Below are 15,579 nucleotides of genomic sequence, written 5' to 3'. Positions count from 1 at the left end.
TTTAATGTGTTGCGTGTTCGTCAAACAGGCCCAGCTGCTCGACGTGTTCGGTGTCGCCCAGGCGCACGCCAACGCCCAGCAGGCGCACCGGGCGGCTGGCGCGCAGCCAGCCGGTTTCCATCAGCCGGGCGAAGGTCGGCAGGTGCGGCGCATGGCCCACGCACTCGACCGTCGTCTGCTGGAAGTCGGAAAATTTGATTTTCACGAATAACTTGTTGATGAATTTTTCCGCATCGTTGCGTTTGATCCGGCCCAGCAGGTGTTCCACCAGCTCGGGCAGCAGCGCCACGCAGGCCGCCAGGTCCGGCACGTCGACCGTGTACGTTTCCTCGGTGCTGATCGATTTTCTCTCGCGCTCGGGACTGACCTCGCGCTTGTCGATGCCGCGGCACAGGTCGTGCAGGCGCGCGCCAAAACTGCCGAAGTGGTGCTGCAGCTCCTGCATGCTCCAGCCGCGCAGGTCGAGACAGGTCTGCGCGCCCAGTTTATTCAGTTTCGCCGCGGTGACCTTGCCGACGCCATGCAGTTTTTTCACCGGCAGGCCGGAGACAAAGGCATCGACTTCTTCCGGGCGCACCAGGAACAGGCCGTCGGGCTTGTTCCAGTCGCTGGCGATTTTTGCCACAAACTTGTTCGGCGCCACGCCGGCCGAAGCGGTAATGCCGACGGTCTCGACGATGCGGCGCCGGATTTCCTGCGCGATCAGGGTCGCGCTGCCCTTGCAATGCGGCGAATTCGAGACGTCGAGATAGGCTTCGTCGAGCGACAGCGGTTCGACCAGGTCGGTGTAGTCGCTGTAGATCTGCATGATCTGGGTTGAAGCGATCCGGTATTTTTCCATCGCCGGCGGAATCACGATCAGCTCCGGGCACAGCTTCATGGCCTGGGCCGTGGCCATCGCCGAGTGGATGCCGAACACGCGCGCCTCGTAATTGCAGGTGGCCACCACGCCGCGCTGGTCGGCCCGGCCGCCGACGGCGAGCGGACGTCCGCGCAAGGACGGATCGTCGCGCATCTCGACCGACGCGTAGAAGCAGTCGCAATCGCAATGGATGATTTTACGTGCGGGCTCGTTCACTCTGGCGGAGGTGGCGGCGCTGGGGGCCGACTACTGTAATTCCGTACAGTATCTCGTCAATTGGAATTTGGTGCAAGGATTCCGTGACCGGATAAAAAAGAAGCGCGGCAAGCCGCGCTTCTTTCATCCTACGACTGCAGCAGCAATTACCAGCTCAGTTTCAGGCTGTACTTGCCGCTGGTGGCGCCGGTGCCGCCGCTGTAGTAACGCACGCGCACATAACGTGGCGAGGTGGCCGTGGTCGTGTTCGACACCGAAGCGGTGTCGGTCGCGCCCGCGCCGTTCTGGCTGGTGGCCAACTGGGTGCCCGCACTGTTATAGATGTACAGGTCGTAGTCGTTGGTGGTCGAACCCTGGGTCAGCGTTGCAGTCAGGGTCTTGCCGGCCGGGACCTGCACCACGAAGTAGTCGGTGTCGGTGGTGGTGCCGAGGTTGCCGTTGACCGTGGTGCCGCTGGTGCCGACGCCATTCGCGGTCGAGATCGTGTTGTTCGCTTCGACTTCCGAAGCCGTCGGGCCCGGGGCTGCCCCGGTGGCAGAGGCCACTGCAGCAGTTGCGTCGACGATACCGGTGCCGCAAGTCGTGCAGGTGCCAGGGAAGGCACGCGCCGTGCTCTTGAGCTTCGACTCGATTTCATCCGGGGTCAGCGCCGCATTACGGGCCAGCATCAGTGCAGCCACGCCGGCGACGTGTGGGGTCGCCATCGAGGTGCCCTGGTAGCCGGCGTAGTTGTCGGCGCCAGGGGTGCTGGTGCCGGCATTGAGCGTCGACAGGATGTAGCCGTTGGCGTCGCCGCCCGGGGCTGCGACGTCGACCACGGTGCCGTAGTTCGAGTACGGTGCGCGGGCGCCGTTGCGGTTGGTGGCGGCCACGGTCACGACGCCGGCGCAGTTGGCCGGGTTCGAGTTGCTGGCGTTCATGTTCTCGTTACCGGCGGCGACGATGACGACGGTGCCGCGCGAACGGGCGCTGTTGATCGCGTTCTGGGTGGTGGTGCCGCAGGCGCCGCCGCCGCCGAGCGACATGTTGATGACTTGCGCACGGGCTGCGATGTTCGGCACGCCGGTGACAGCGCCGCCCGAGGACCAGACGATCGAGTCGGCGATGTCGGAGGTGTAGCCGCCGCACTTGCCGAGCACGCGCACCGGCACGATCTTGGCGCCGTAGGCAACGCCGGCCACGCCGACGCCGTTGTTCGTCGCAGCGGCAATGGTGCCGGCCACGTGGGTGCCGTGCCAGCTCGAGCCCGATGCCGGGTCGCCGGCGGCGCACTCGTTGGCGGCGGTCCAGTCGCCCGGATCGGAAGCGTCGCTGTCGCGCCCGCCGCCGTCATTGGCGATCGTGGTGTCGGTAATGAAGTCGTAACCGGCCAGGATCTGGCCGGACAGGTCGGCGTGTGGACGGATACCGGTGTCGATGACGGCAACGCGCACGCCCGTGCCGGTCGAGCTGTCCCAGGCTGCCGGCAGGCGCAGGCCACCGGTGGCTTCGAAGTAGTGCCACTGCTGGGTGTACATCGGATCGGTCGGGGTGGCCATCTTGCGCAGGATGCGGTCAGGCTCGGCATATTCGACGGAAGCGTCGCGCGCCATCAGTTCCGCGGCCAGCGCCTCGGCTTCCTTCACCGACACCTTGCGGTCGATCTTCAGCACATGGGCGCCGGTGGCGGTGGTGCGCAGCGCCTTGAGCGTCCTGCCGAACTGCTGGCCGGCGCGGTCGGCGACCGACTGGCGCGCGGCGGTCATGGCCGGCGTGCCCTGGCCCTTGAACACGGCAGAGCCCGCATCCTTGTATTTCACGATCAGGCGGTCGGTATCGGGATTGATGGTAGTGGCGGCCTGGGCGGAACCCAGGGTGCCAACAGCGATGGAAACTGCGACTGCGACTTTCAACAAACTCGGGTGAATCGAATGCGTCGACTTCATTTTTATTGCCCTTTGTTGTGTAGTTTTCCGTCAAGGCGATATGCCTCGTTTTATGGTCACCGGTGTCTTACGTCGGCGTGCCCTCGACTGGCGGCTCAGAAAATGTACTGCGGAGAAAACATGCACGCTGGACATTTCTAATCGTGTGAGGCTTTTTAGCAACGTTTTCTATGGATTAATTAATGAAAACCTCTTTTATTTTGCAACTCATCCATTTCGCCAAATTAAGGCCAGCTTGTATTCATTATCATCGTCGCAACAATGATGACTTCGGGTTGCAGGCGGCGGCTGCGCCTGTTGACTGGAAGTCACTGCCGCCCAAGCGCTCATGAGCCGTTGCGCATATTTTTTCGGGAAACCCTTGCATATTCGCGAACCCATACGCTATGATTCGGGCCTCTTCAGACGCGATGACAAGCGTTGGATGACACTGAATACGGTGAGCCGGGCGCTTAGCTCAGTTGGTAGAGCGGATCCCTTACACGGATTAGGTCGGGAGTTCGAGCCTCTCAGCGCCCACCAGCATTCAGTAGTATCGAAGAATCGATCAGTAACAACGGAGCGGTAGTTCAGTTGGTTAGAATACCGGCCTGTCACGCCGGGGGTCGCGGGTTCGAGTCCCGTCCGCTCCGCCAGCATTAAAGTAAAAAGGTCCGACTTGTCGGGCCTTTTTGCTTTTCGCGATAAAGAGTGCTCCCCCTGCGGGGAGCACGGATTGGGACGAGAAGGGATTCCCCTGCAAGGGAATCCGCGGCCCGCGGGACGTGGGCGAGTCCCGTCCGCTCCGCCAGCATTAAAGCAAAAAGGTCCGACTTGTCGGGCCTTTTTGCTTTTTCAGATTCCTCTCCTGAATCCTACCGTCGAGCACCCTGCCCGGAAATCGCGTAAGCTCGCAGGCCGCGCAACCTGGAATACCCGTCCCCATGCAGCAAAACCGCGACCTCCCGCCCGTCATCGATACCAACGCCCTTGGCGTGCAGCTCTTCGAGAGCAGCCCCGACTGCGTGAAAGTGCTCAGCAGCGAAGGCAAGGTGCTGGCGATGAACCAGAACGGCATGTGCGCCATGGAGATCGACGACTTCAGCCTCTTTGCCGGCGCGGCATGGCGCTCGTTCTGGCCGCAGCAAAGCCAGGCGGCAATCGACGCGGCGATCACGCTGGCCCAGGCCGGCGGCACCGGCCATGTACAAGCCTTCTGCCCGACCGCCAAGGGTTCGCCGCGCTGGTGGGAAGTCGTCGTTACCGCGGTCCACGGCGACGACGGCCGGGTCCAGAACCTGCTGGCGGTGTCGCGCGATGTCAGCGCGCAGGTCGAAACCGAGGCGCAGCGCGAGCGTTTGCTCAAGGAAGTGCAAGCCGCCAATGCGCGCATGCTCGACATCTTCCGCCAGGCGCCGGCCTTCATGTGCGTACTGAATGGCCCGGACCATGTTTTCGAGCTGATCAACGAACGCTACCTGCAACTGGTCGGCAACCGCGACCTGGTGGGCCAGCCCATACGCCAGGCGCTGCCGGAAGTCGCCGGCCAGGGTTTCTTCGAACTGCTGGACGAGGTTTACCGCACCGGCGAGCCCTTCGTCGGGTCCGACATGGCCGTCATGCTCCAGCGCCATGCGGGTGCGCCGCTGGAACAGCGCTTCATCGACCTGGTCTATATGGCCTTGCGCGATGCCGACGGCGCGATCACGGGCCTGCTCGCCCATGGCGTCGACCAGACCGACCGCAAGCGCGCCGAGATGAAACTGTTCGACAGCCGCGAGCGCTTCGCCAAACTGGTCGCCCAGGCCGCCACCGGCGTCGTCGAGATGGATCCGCAGGGCCGCATCAGCCTCGTCAACCAGAAGTATTGCGACATGCTCGGCTATACCGAGGCCGAGCTGACCGGCATGAGCGTGATCGATGTCACGGCACCCGACGAGGTCGCGGCGACCGTGGAAGCGCTGGCCAGGCTGCGCCAGGGCGGACCCGGCTTCGTCATCGACAAGCATTACCTGCACAAGGACGGCCGCGCGATCCCGGCCACGTCCAGCATCAATGCGCTGCGCGGTCCGGCCGGTGAATACCAGGGCCTGGTGGCGATCGTGCTCGACACGACCGAAAGCCGACGCTCCGCCGAAAGCCTGCGCGCCAGCGAGGAACGCTACCGCACCCTGTTCGAGTCGATGGACCAGGGCTTCGCCATCATCGAGATGATCTTCGACGACAAGGAACAGCCGCTCGACTACCGTTTCCTCGAAATGAACGCCATGTTCGAGCGTCACACCGGCCTGGTCGATGCAAACGGCAAGACCGCACGAGAGGTGGCTCCGGGGCTCGACAGCTTCTGGTTCGATACTTACGGCCGGGTTGCCCTGACCGGCGAAGCGGTCCGCTTCGAGAACGAAGCGGCGGCAATGGGGCGCTGGTTCGACGTCTACGCCACCCGCCTCGGCGGATCCGGCAGCCGCAAGGTGGCGCTGCTGTTTTCCGACATCACGGCGCGCAAGCGCAATGACGAGCAGTTGCGCCGGCTGGCGGCCGACCTGTCGGATGCGGACCGCCGCAAGACCGAATTCCTGGCCACGCTGGCGCACGAACTGCGCAACCCGCTGGCGCCGATCCGCAACGGCCTCGGCGTCATGCGCATGACCGGCCACGGCGGAGGCCAGGGCGCCGCCACGCTGTCCAGGGTGCGCGAAATGATGGAGCGCCAGGTCGGTCATATGGTGCGCCTGATCGACGACCTGCTCGACGTGGCCCGCATCAGCGGCGGCAAGCTCGAACTCAAGCGCGAACGGGCCGACCTCACCACACTGCTGTCAAGCGCCGTGGAAACGAGCATGTCGCTGGTCGAAGCCGGCGAGCACCGCCTCGACATCGAGATGCCCGACGGCCCCTTGATGGTGGACGCCGATGTCACCCGGATCGCCCAGGTCGTCTCGAACCTGCTCAACAATGCAGCCAAGTACACCCCGAACGGCGGCCGCATCGTGCTGTCGCTGCGCCAGGATGGCGACACGGCGGTCATCGCGGTCGCCGACAACGGCGTCGGCCTGCCGGCCGACTCGCTGAAAAGCATTTTCGACATGTTCAAGCAGGTCGACCGCCACATCGAACGGGCCCAGGGAGGTCTCGGCATCGGGCTGTCGCTGGTGCGCCGCCTGGTCGAGATGCACGGCGGCTCGGTGACGGCCTCGAGTCCAGGGGCGGGCCAGGGCAGCAGCTTCGAGGTCAGGCTGCCGCTGGCGACTGGTGAACCGGGGGATGCGGAAAACGACGGGGCAGTGGATGCCGGCGCCGCGGGACAGCCAGAGGGCGTGCGCGTGCTGGTGGTGGACGACAATGTGGACGCCGCGCTCACCCTGTCGATGATCCTCGAAGTCAGCGGCCACACGACGCGGGTGGCCCACGACGGCCGCGCGGCGCTGGTGGCGGCCAAGGAATTCATGCCGCAGGTCGCCTTCCTCGATATCGGCATGCCCGGCCTGAACGGCTACGAAACCGCCAGCGCCCTGCGCCGCACGCCCGGACTCGAAGGCATGCTGCTGGTGGCCCTGACCGGTTGGGGAACCGACAGCGACCGCCAGCGCTCGAGCGAAGCGGGTTTTGACCATCACCTCACCAAACCGGCCCAGCTGCAAGCCGTGCAGGACCTGATCCTGAACCGCGCCGCCTGACCAGCCAGGCGCGCGCTAAGCGCGGCGCAGGCCGGTATCGGCCTCGACCCGGTTGCGCCCCGCATGCTTGGCCTGGTACAGCGCACGGTCGGCGCGCGCCAGTGCCGAAGCCAGGTCTTCCTCGGGGTCGATCACGACCAGGCCGATGCTGACCGTCATCGTGTAGCGGTTGCCGCAGGTGAGCAAGCGCGTCTCCATCACCTCATGGCGCAGGCGCTCGGCCGCGCCCTGGGCGCCGGCCAGGTCGGTGCCCGGCAAGACCAGCGCGAATTCCTCGCCGCCCAGACGCCCCAGGATGTCATGGCCGCGCAGCGTATCGCTGCAGGTGGTGGAAAACTTGATGAGCGCCTCGTCGCCGGTGGCATGGCCGAAGCGGTCGTTGATCTGCTTGAAATGGTCGATATCGAGCATCAGCAGCGCGATCGGCTGCACCTGGCGCAAAGCCAGCAGGCGCGCGGCATCGGCCTGCGCGAAAAAGGCGCGGCGGTTCAATAAGCCGGTCAGGTCGTCGGTGGTGGCCAGGCGTTCCATGCGCGCATCGTCGCGCTCCTTGCTCATCAGCAGGAAACCAAAACCGTTCACGATCAGCAGCATGTAGCCGGCAATATAGGCCAGCCCCTGCAACCAGGGCGCCGACCCGGCATCGAGCATCTCGACAAGGCCCCACAGCGTGAGCACGCCTCCGAAAAGAAGATCGTTGCCGCCAATCACACGTTGCAGCGCAGTCGCCCCCGGCAGCCGCGGGTGCAGCAGCACGGCGCCGACCAGGAAGGACCCGACGCCCAGGGCGGTGGACACGCCGGCGATCAGCTGCGCGTGGGCGAAGCCCGCCAGTGGCGAAGCGCAGGCCAGCAGCACGCCGAGGCCGGCCCCCGGGACCAGATAGGGGCGCAGCCGCGGGTAGCCGAAAAAGGCGGCGTAGGCCGCCACTTCGAGGCTCAGGCCTACGGCCCAGCCGGCCGATTCGATCACCGCCAGCACCGGCATGCCGTCGTCCGGACGGGCGCAGGCCAGCAACTGGGTAGCGCTGAAGACCAGGCGCGCCCACATCCAGGTGCGCAGCCCCGGAGTCGGCATGGTGCCGCGCATGTAAGCGGCCATCAGCACGGCAAACGACAGGTTGCCGATGCCAAGTACCAGCATGTAGGTATGGAGTTCGATTACCACGTATTCCCTGTGTACCCTGACGAACTGTCAACAAATATTTCCTAATGGAATTATATTACACGGTTTATTTTCAGGCAGGAGGCGCGATCGTCCGTTTTAGTACTGGTAAAGACAACCGATATTACACTGGCTTGCCTTACCGATAATGTTACGTCGTTCTTGAACAACAACAACAGAAAAAAGGCCAGCCCGTGCACGTTGCAGGGGCTGGCCTTCGTGTTTCCGCGGGCATCGGCCGCTTATTTGTGTTTGACCTTCGCCTTGGACTTGATGGTCGACAGGATCGACGGCCGCACGCCGGCAGGCGCCGCCGCGGCAGGAGCGCGCTCGACATTGCGGCGGGTCGACGCCGCCATGGATGGCATCTGCTTCGGCACGGGCAAGCCGCCCGGGCGCTTGCGCTCGGCGCCGGGAAGCGGCGCCGGCCGGCCGGCGTTGCGGGCGCCGGTCTCGCGCACGCCCGCGTCCGGGGTATCCTCGGACGGATGCCAGGCCGGCACCAGGTGGCGTTCGCCATTGCCGATCAGGTCTCCCCGGCCCATGCGCACCAGGGTCTCGCGCAGGATCGGCCAGTTGGCCGGGTGGTGGTAGCGCAGGAAGGCTTTATGGGCCTTGCGCATCTTGCCGCTGCGCGCCGTTTCCACGACTTCCGAATCGTCCGTGACTTTTTTCAACGGGTTCTTGCGGGTGTGGTACATCGTCGTCGCCATCGCCATCGGCGTCGGCGTGAAGGTCTGCACCTGGTCGAGTTTGAAGTTGTTCTTCTTGAGCCACAGCGCCAGGTTCAGCATGTCCTCTTCGGTGCTGCCCGGGTGGGCCGCGATGAAGTAAGGGATCAGGTACTGCTTCTTGCCGGCCTCGATCGAATACTTCTCGAACATGCGCTTGAACTCGTCGTAGGCGCCGATACCCGGCTTCATCATCTTCGAGAGCGTGCCGGACTCGGTATGCTCGGGCGCGATCTTCAGCAGGCCGCCCACGTGGTGGGTTACCAGTTCCTTCACGTATTCCGGCGAGCGCACCGCCAGGTCGTAGCGCAGGCCCGAGCCGATCAGGATTTTCTTGACGCCCGGGATGGCCCGCGCCTTGCGGTACAGCTGGATCAGCTTGCTGTGGTCGGTGCCGAGGTTGCTGCAAATCGTCGGATACACGCAGGACAGGCGGCGGCAGGATTCCTCGATGCTTTTTTCCTTGCAGGCCAGGCGGTACATGTTCGCCGTCGGCCCGCCGAGGTCGGTGATGGTGCCGGAAAAATTCTTGGTCGTGTCGCGGATCAGTTCAATCTCGCGCAGGATCGATGGCTCCGAGCGGCTCTGGATGATGCGCCCTTCGTGCTCGGTGATCGAACAGAAGGTGCAGCCGCCGAAGCAGCCGCGCATGATGTTGACCGAATAGCGGATCATTTCCCAGGCCGGGATGTGGGCCTTGCCGTAGCTCGGGTGCGGATTGCGCGCGTACGGCAAGTCGTACACGTTGTCCATCTCGTCCATGGCGAGCGGCAGCGGCGGCGCGTTCAGCCAGACGTCGCGGTCGCCGTGGTTCTGCACCAGCGCGCGCGCATTGCCCGGGTTCGACTCGAGGTGGAACACGCGCGACGCGTGCGCATACATCACCGGGTCGGCGCTGACGGTCTCGAAACTCGGCAGGCGCACCACGGTTTTCAAGGCCTTTTCGCGGGCGGCGGCTTGCCGCTCTTCGCGCGACAGGATGAAGACGGGTTTGGCCACAGGCTCCGGCGCGGCATTGTCGAGCGCGCAGGCGGTCGGGTCTTCCAGCGCCATCGCGTAGGGGTTGGTCTGCTTGTCGATGCGGCCCGGCACGTCCACGCGCGTGGAATTGTGCTCCGACCATTCGGCATCCGGCAGCCAGCCCGGCTGCACCAGGAAGGCGGTGCCGCGAATGTCGCGGATTTCCTTGATCGATTCGCCGGCGGCGATACGGCGCGTGACGTCGACCAGCGCGCGTTCGGCGTTACCGAAGATCAGCAAATCGGCTTTCGATTCGAACAGCACCGAGCGCCGTACCTTGTCCGACCAGTAATCGTAGTGGGCGATGCGGCGCAGCGAGGCTTCGATCGAACCGATCACGACCGGCACGCCCGGGTAGGCTTCGCGCACGCGCTGGGCATACACCGTCACCGCGCGGTCCGGCCGTTTATTCGGCTCGGCGTTCGGCGTATAGGCGTCGTCGGAACGGATTTTACGGTCGGCCGTGTAGCGGTTGACCATCGAGTCCATGTTGCCGGCGGTGATGCCCCAGTACAGGTTCGGCTTGCCGAGCGCGCGGAAGGGCTCGGCCGATTGCCAGTCCGGCTGGCTGATGATGCCGACCCGGTAGCCCTGCGCCTCGAGCAGGCGCCCGACCAGCGCCATGCCGAAGCTCGGATGGTCGATGTAGGCGTCGCCGGTCACCAGGATGACGTCGCACGAGTCCCAGCCCAGCGCATCCATTTCGGCGCGGGTCATCGGGAGGAAGGGCGCGGTCGCTGCGCGGCTGGAGCGTTTTGGAACGCTCGCAAAGAGATTGGCTGGGGTCATTGGCCGATATTCTACCGGAAAACGCTTTCCGGCGCTGTTCCCGGCACGGAAAATGGCTTATCTATCAATGACTTGTGGTTGAGCAGTCTTTCAACATAGGGCCTGAGAAAGCGCTCAGGGCAAGGCGCGGCGGCGAACACAGTACGCTAGTACGGCGAGACGCTGCAACGCCGCCATGAGCGCTTTGTCAGGTGCTATATGCCCATGCTGGCCAAGATATTGCCGAGCTGCTTGAGCGCCGCCGACACCGTCGGGTGGCGCACGTCGAAACGGGCGCTCAACTCCTGGGTGCGCGAGGCGAGACCATAGGTATTGGCGTCGAGGTCGGCTTCCTCGCGGCGCTCGAGCACCTGCTTGATGTCGCCGTCGAGCTGGCGCAGCAGCATTTGCAGTTCTTCGTCGACCTCGCCGGTGTCGGCGAGGCTGCGATGCAGGGTTTTGAGGTGCGCCTTCAGGTTCGAATCGTTTTCGTTCAGCATGTCGTCTCTCTCAAAGTGGGTCGCTCGTTGTTGTAAAGCGGGTGCCGAGGTACAACTGCTCGACCTGCTCGCGCGCCCATGGGGTGCGACGCAAGAATTTCAGGCTCGACTTGATGCTTGGGTCCTTCTGGAAACAATTAATCTCGACCCGCCGGCCGAGTCCCTCCCAGCCGTAGTGCTCGACAAGGCGGGTTAACAGGGATTCTAAAGTAATACCTTCGAGGGATTGAGCACGCATTGCCGGTTTGTTTCGCTAGTGGAGTCAGGGGCAGTGTATACGACGCGAAAAAAAGCGTGGAGTCAGGACTCCACCCTACGGACTGTAGGGTGGGGTCCCGACCCCACGCAGTATACCTTCCAGTCAATCGCGAAAAATTACTGGCCCGTCAAGCCACGACGCTCCAGCAGCGGCTTGACCTGCGCATTACGCCCGCTGAAACCACGGTACATCTGCATCGCGTCCATCGTGCCGCCGCGCGAGAGCAGGGTCTTGCGGAAGTGGTCGCCGTTCTTGCGGGTCAGGCCGCCGTTTTCCTTGAACCAGTTGACGGTGTCGGCGTCCAGCTTCTCGGCCCACAGGTAGCCGTAATAGCCGGCCGAGTAGCCGCCCGAGAAGGTGTGCGAGAAATAGGTCGTCCGGTAGCGCGGCGGCACCATCGCGAAGTCCACGCCTGCCTTCTTGAGTGCTTCAGCCTCGAAGGCGAGCACGTCGGTCGGGATCTGGTTCGGCGCCAGCTGGTGCCAGGCCTGGTCCAGCAGCGAGGCCGCCAGGTACTCGGTGGTGCGGAAGCCTTCGTTGAATTGCTGCGCGGCCTGTACCTTGTCGAGCAGTTCCTTCGGCATCGGCGCGCCGGTCTGGTAGTGTTTCGCGTAGTTGGCCAGCACTTCCGGCCAGGTCATCCACATCTCGTTCACTTGCGACGGGAACTCGACATAGTCGCGCGGCGTGCGTGTCAGGCGCGGGTATTTCACGTCCGAGAACATGCTGTGCAGCGCATGGCCGAACTCGTGGAAGGTCGTGCGTACTTCGTCGTAGGTGAGCAGGGTCGGCTCGCCCGCCGCCGGCTTCGGGATGTTCAGGTTGTTGGCGATCACCGGTCGCGTGCCCAGCAGTTTGCTCTGTCCGACCCAGGCGTTGGCCCAGGCGCCGCCACGCTTGGTCGAGCGCGCGTAGGGGTCGAGGGTGAAGATCGCCAGCTGCTTGCCGCCGACATCGAACACGTCGAACACCCGCACGTCGGCGTCGTAGGTCGGCAAGTCCTTGCGTTCCTTGAAGGTGATGCCGAATTCCTTGGTCGCAGCAAAAAACACGCCGTCGACCAGCACGCGGTTCAGCTCGAAGTAAGGCTTCAGTTGCGTCTCGTCGAACGCGTAACGCTCCTTGCGCACCTTGTCGCTGTAGAAGGCCCAGTCATGGGCGGCGGCCTGGAAGCCGCCCTTCTCGGCATCGATCGCTTTCTGGATCTCGGCCGCTTCGCGGCGGGCATTGGTCACGGCCGGCTTGGCGAATTCGGCCAGCAGGCTGTTGACGGCGCCCGTGTTCTTCGCGGTCTGGTCTTCCAGGTTGTAGGCGGCGAAGTTCGGATAGCCGAGCAGCGCGGCGCGTTCGGCGCGCAGCTTCGCGATCTGCAGCACTTCGTCGCGGTTGTCGAATTCACCGCCGCGCGAACCGCGTCCGAGCGATGCGGCCAGCAGCTTTTCGCGGGTGGCGCGGTTGGTCAGGACCGACAGGCCCGCCTGCTGGGTCGTGTTCACGACCGGGATCACGAACTTGCCGTCCATGCCGCGCTTCTTCGCTTCGGCCGCCGCCACGTCGATCTGCTTGTCCGACATGCCGGCCAGCTCGGCGCGGGTGTTCACTACCAGCGCCGAGGCATTCGCTTCCTTCAGCACGTTCTGGGCGAACTGGGTCGACAGGGCCGCCATCTGGCTGTTCATGCTCTTGAGTTTCTGCTTGTCGGCGTCGGACAGTTTGGCGCCGGCGCGCACAAAGTCGGTGTGGTAGCGCTCGATCAGATACTGCGATTCCGCGTCCAGGCCCAGCTTGATGCGCTTGTCGTACAGCGCCTTGATGCGGGCATACAGTTTCGGGTTCAGGCGGATCGCATCGCCGTGGGCCGACAGCTTCGGCGCCAGGTCCTTGTCGAGGGCGATCAGGGTGTCGTTCGTGTACGAACCGGTCAGGGTGCCGAAGGCGCTGCCGACGCGATTCAGGAGGCGGCCCGAACGCTCCATGGCGACGATGGTGTTCTCGAAAGTCGGCGCCGCCTTGTTGTTCGCGATCGTTTCCATCTCGGCTGCCTGCTGGCGCATGCCTTCGGCATAGGCCGGCGCGAAATGCTCGTTCCTGATCTTGTCCCAGGCCGGGTAGTTGAACGGCAGCGTGCTGACTTTCGCGAACGGGTTCGACGCGTCGAAAGGCATGGCCGCCTGGGCTTGCGCGGCTGGCATGGCTGGTGAGGCTGGCTGGGCCTGGGCCAGGCTGGCCATGGCGACGCCGACGGCGACGAGCAGGAGATGGGAACGGTTCATAGTGTCTCTTTTATTCAGTATGCATACATAAAAACGCGGACCTGATGTTGCCAGGTCCGCGCGCTTGAAACATCGATCAGTTCGCCGTCAAACCACGGCGTTCCAGCAGCGGCCCGATCACCGGATCGCGGCCGCGGAAAGAGCGGTACATCTCGGTGGCGTCCATGGTGCCGCCTTTCGACAATACCATCTTGCGGAAGCGGTCGCCTGCCTTGCGGTTCAGGCCACCGTTTTCCTTGAACCACTCGCCGGCGTCGGCATCGAGGCGCTCGGCCCACAGATAGCTGTAGTAACCGGCCGAGTAGCCGCCCGAGAACGCGTGCGAGAAGTAGGTCGAGCTGTAGCGCGGCGGGACCGGGCCGACGGCCAGGCCGGCATCCTTCAGGGCCTGCGCTTCAAACGCCTTGACATCGAGCGGGATGTCTTTCGAGCCGAGCTGGTGCCATTTCTGGTCGAGGGCGGCAGCGGCCAGGTATTCGGTCGTGCGATAACCCTCGTTGAACTTCTGCGATGCGCGCAGCTTGTCCAGCAGTTCCTTCGGCATCGGCGCGCCGGTCTGGTAGTGCTTGGCATAATTGGCCAGCACTTCAGGCCAGGCCATCCACATTTCGTAGACCTGCGACGGCAGTTCAACGTAATCGCGCGGCACGCTGGTACCCGAGAAGCGCGGGTATTTCACGTCCGAGAACCAGCCGTGGGTGGCGTGGCCAAATTCGTGGAAGGTGGTGCGCACTTCGTCCCAGGTCAGCAGGGTCGGCTCGCCGGCGGCCGGCTTGGCCAGGTTCAGGTTGTTGGTGATGACCGGCTTGTGGCCGAGCAGTTTGCTCTGGCTGACCAGGGCGCCCATCCAGGCGCCGCCGCGTTTGTTCGGACGCGCATACGGGTCGAAAGTGAAGATGGCCAGGTGCTTGCCGTCTTGTTCGAAGACGTCGAACACGCGCACGTCCGGATCGTAGACCGGCAGGTCCTTGCGTTCCTTGAAGGTGATGCCCCACAGCTGGTTGGCCGCGAAGAAGGTGCCGTTCAGGACGTTGTTCAGTTCGAAATACGGCTTGAGCTGGTTGGCGTCGAAGGCGTACTTGGCGGTGCGCACCTTGTCGCTGTAAAAATTCCAGTCGTGGGCGGCGACCTTGAAGCCACCTTTTTCGGCATCGATCAACGCCTGGATCTCGGCCGCTTCCTTGTTCACGTTGCGCACGGCCGGCACGGTGAGGTCGGCCAGCAGCTTGTTGACGGCGCCCGTGTTCTTCGCGGTCTGGTCTTCCAGCGAATAGGCGGCGTGGCTGTCGTAGCCGAGCAGCTCGGCGCGTTCGGCACGCAGGCGCGCCAGCTTCAGCACGGCGTCGCGGTTGTCGAACTCGCCGCCGCGCGAGCCGCGGATCATCGAGATGTTCAGCAGCTTTTCGCGGGTGGCGCGGTTGCTCAAGATCGACAGCGGCGCCTGCTGGGTGGTGTTTACGACCGGGATCACGAACTTGCCCGGCAAACCGCGCTTGGTCGCCTCGACGGCGGCCGCTTCGATGGCTTTTTCCGGCAGGCCGGCCAGTTCGGCGCGGGTGTCGACGACGAATGCCGATGCATTCACTTCCTTCAGCACGTTCTGGCTGAAGGCGGTCTGGAGGGTGGCGAGCTGGCTGTTATAGGCGCGCAGCTTGTCCTTGTCGGCGCTTGATAACCTGGCGCCGGCGCGCACGAAGTCCTTGTTGTAGCGCTCGATCAGGAATTTGGACTCGGCGTCCAGGTTCAGCTTGTTGCGCTTGTCGTAGATGGCCTTGATGCGCGCGTACAGTTTCGGATTGAGGCGGATGGCGTCGTTGTGCGCCGCCAGTTTCGGCGACATTTCCTTGTCCAGGGCCTGCAGGGTGTCGTTGGTATAGGAACCGATCAGGGTGCCGAAGGCTGCCTGTACGCGGTTCATCAACTGGCCCGAACGCTCCATCGCGACGATGGTGTTGTCAAAGGTCGGCGCCGCCTTGTTGTTGGCGATCGCTTCGACTTCCGCCGCTTCCTGGCGCATTGCCTCGGCAAAGGCCGGCGCAAAGTGCTCGTTCCGGATCTTGTCGAAATGCGGGTAACCGTATTGCAGGGTGCTCGGCTTGGCGAACGGGTTCGATGCTTCGAGCATCGAGGCGGGCTGGGCGTAAGCGAGGTTGGCGACTGCGACGCTCGCTGCGATCAGCAGCATGTGGGGACGATTCATGAAGT

Annotated in this window: 10 protein-coding genes and 2 tRNA genes; 4 read left to right on the top strand and 8 right to left on the bottom strand. The window is 64.0% G+C overall.

Features of this window, described 5'->3' with window-relative positions; translation table 11 throughout:
* Window position 1 precedes the first annotated feature (1 nt).
* Together dinB and AC56KZ_RS13975 are read right to left on the bottom strand one after the other, a co-directional pair.
* Window positions 2–1,078, bottom strand: a complete 1,077-nt coding sequence (dinB, locus tag AC56KZ_RS13980; protein ID WP_497162779.1) for a DNA polymerase IV — start codon at window positions 1,076–1,078, stop codon at window positions 2–4.
* A 146-nt stretch (window positions 1,079–1,224) separates the two neighbouring features.
* Window positions 1,225–2,970: a S8 family peptidase gene (locus AC56KZ_RS13975; RefSeq protein WP_497162778.1), complete on the bottom strand. Its 1,746-nt coding sequence runs from the start codon at window positions 2,968–2,970 to the stop codon at window positions 1,225–1,227.
* A gap of 215 nt (window positions 2,971–3,185) precedes the next feature.
* Between AC56KZ_RS13975 and AC56KZ_RS13970 the strand changes: the two genes are divergently transcribed.
* From AC56KZ_RS13970 to AC56KZ_RS13955, 4 genes are all read left to right on the top strand, one after another.
* The gene (locus AC56KZ_RS13970) at window positions 3,186–3,335 is read left to right on the top strand and encodes a hypothetical protein (RefSeq protein WP_497162777.1); all 150 of its coding nucleotides are present in this window, start codon (window positions 3,186–3,188) and stop codon (window positions 3,333–3,335) included.
* A 114-nt stretch (window positions 3,336–3,449) separates the two neighbouring features.
* Window positions 3,450–3,525, top strand: a tRNA-Val gene (locus tag AC56KZ_RS13965).
* 36 nt (window positions 3,526–3,561) lie between these two features.
* A tRNA-Asp gene (locus tag AC56KZ_RS13960) sits at window positions 3,562–3,638 on the top strand.
* Between the two features lie 288 nt (window positions 3,639–3,926).
* The gene (locus AC56KZ_RS13955) at window positions 3,927–6,659 is read left to right on the top strand and encodes a PAS domain-containing hybrid sensor histidine kinase/response regulator (RefSeq protein WP_497162776.1); all 2,733 of its coding nucleotides are present in this window, start codon (window positions 3,927–3,929) and stop codon (window positions 6,657–6,659) included.
* Window positions 6,660–6,674: 15 nt separating this feature from the next.
* On the opposite strand, the gene AC56KZ_RS13950 is transcribed toward AC56KZ_RS13955, so the two are convergent.
* From AC56KZ_RS13950 to AC56KZ_RS13925, 6 genes are all read right to left on the bottom strand, one after another.
* A complete protein-coding gene (locus AC56KZ_RS13950; RefSeq protein WP_497162775.1) occupies window positions 6,675–7,826 on the bottom strand; it encodes a GGDEF domain-containing protein in 1,152 nt (383 codons plus the stop codon).
* Window positions 7,827–8,065: 239 nt separating this feature from the next.
* Window positions 8,066–10,363 (bottom strand): YgiQ family radical SAM protein, encoded by a 2,298-nt coding sequence (locus tag AC56KZ_RS13945; RefSeq protein ID WP_497162774.1) that lies wholly within the window; start codon window positions 10,361–10,363, stop codon window positions 8,066–8,068.
* A 194-nt stretch (window positions 10,364–10,557) separates the two neighbouring features.
* Window positions 10,558–10,842: a DUF4404 family protein gene (locus AC56KZ_RS13940; protein ID WP_497162773.1), complete on the bottom strand. Its 285-nt coding sequence runs from the start codon at window positions 10,840–10,842 to the stop codon at window positions 10,558–10,560.
* Between the two features lie 10 nt (window positions 10,843–10,852).
* Complete coding sequence (locus AC56KZ_RS13935; protein ID WP_497162772.1) at window positions 10,853–11,080, bottom strand: VF530 family protein; 228 nt, start codon at window positions 11,078–11,080, stop codon at window positions 10,853–10,855.
* 137 nt (window positions 11,081–11,217) lie between these two features.
* Window positions 11,218–13,374, bottom strand: coding sequence for a M3 family metallopeptidase (locus tag AC56KZ_RS13930; protein WP_497162771.1), 2,157 nt, complete (start codon window positions 13,372–13,374; stop codon window positions 11,218–11,220).
* Between the two features lie 76 nt (window positions 13,375–13,450).
* Complete coding sequence (locus tag AC56KZ_RS13925; RefSeq protein ID WP_497162770.1) at window positions 13,451–15,574, bottom strand: M3 family metallopeptidase; 2,124 nt, start codon at window positions 15,572–15,574, stop codon at window positions 13,451–13,453.
* Between the last annotated feature and the right edge of the window lie 5 nt (window positions 15,575–15,579).

The sequence above is a fragment of the Telluria sp. LT2P34 genome, assembly GCF_059685915.1.
Note: the sequence above shows the minus strand (reverse complement) of the source record. Positions and strands in the feature narration are given on the sequence as shown.

What these genes read in the sequence shown, in the direction of transcription:
- AC56KZ_RS13970 (WP_497162777.1), top strand. Translation starts at nt 3,186, where the DNA reads ATGAAAACCTCTTTTATTTTGCAACTCATCCATTTCGCCAAATTAAGG.
- AC56KZ_RS13955 (WP_497162776.1), top strand. Translation starts at nt 3,927, where the DNA reads ATGCAGCAAAACCGCGACCTCCCGCCCGTCATCGATACCAACGCCCTT.
- AC56KZ_RS13945 (WP_497162774.1), bottom strand. Translation starts at nt 10,363, where the DNA reads ATGACCCCAGCCAATCTCTTTGCGAGCGTTCCAAAACGCTCCAGCCGC.
- AC56KZ_RS13940 (WP_497162773.1), bottom strand. Translation starts at nt 10,842, where the DNA reads ATGCTGAACGAAAACGATTCGAACCTGAAGGCGCACCTCAAAACCCTG.
- AC56KZ_RS13935 (WP_497162772.1), bottom strand. Translation starts at nt 11,080, where the DNA reads ATGCGTGCTCAATCCCTCGAAGGTATTACTTTAGAATCCCTGTTAACC.
- AC56KZ_RS13930 (WP_497162771.1), bottom strand. Translation starts at nt 13,374, where the DNA reads ATGAACCGTTCCCATCTCCTGCTCGTCGCCGTCGGCGTCGCCATGGCC.
- AC56KZ_RS13925 (WP_497162770.1), bottom strand. Translation starts at nt 15,574, where the DNA reads ATGAATCGTCCCCACATGCTGCTGATCGCAGCGAGCGTCGCAGTCGCC.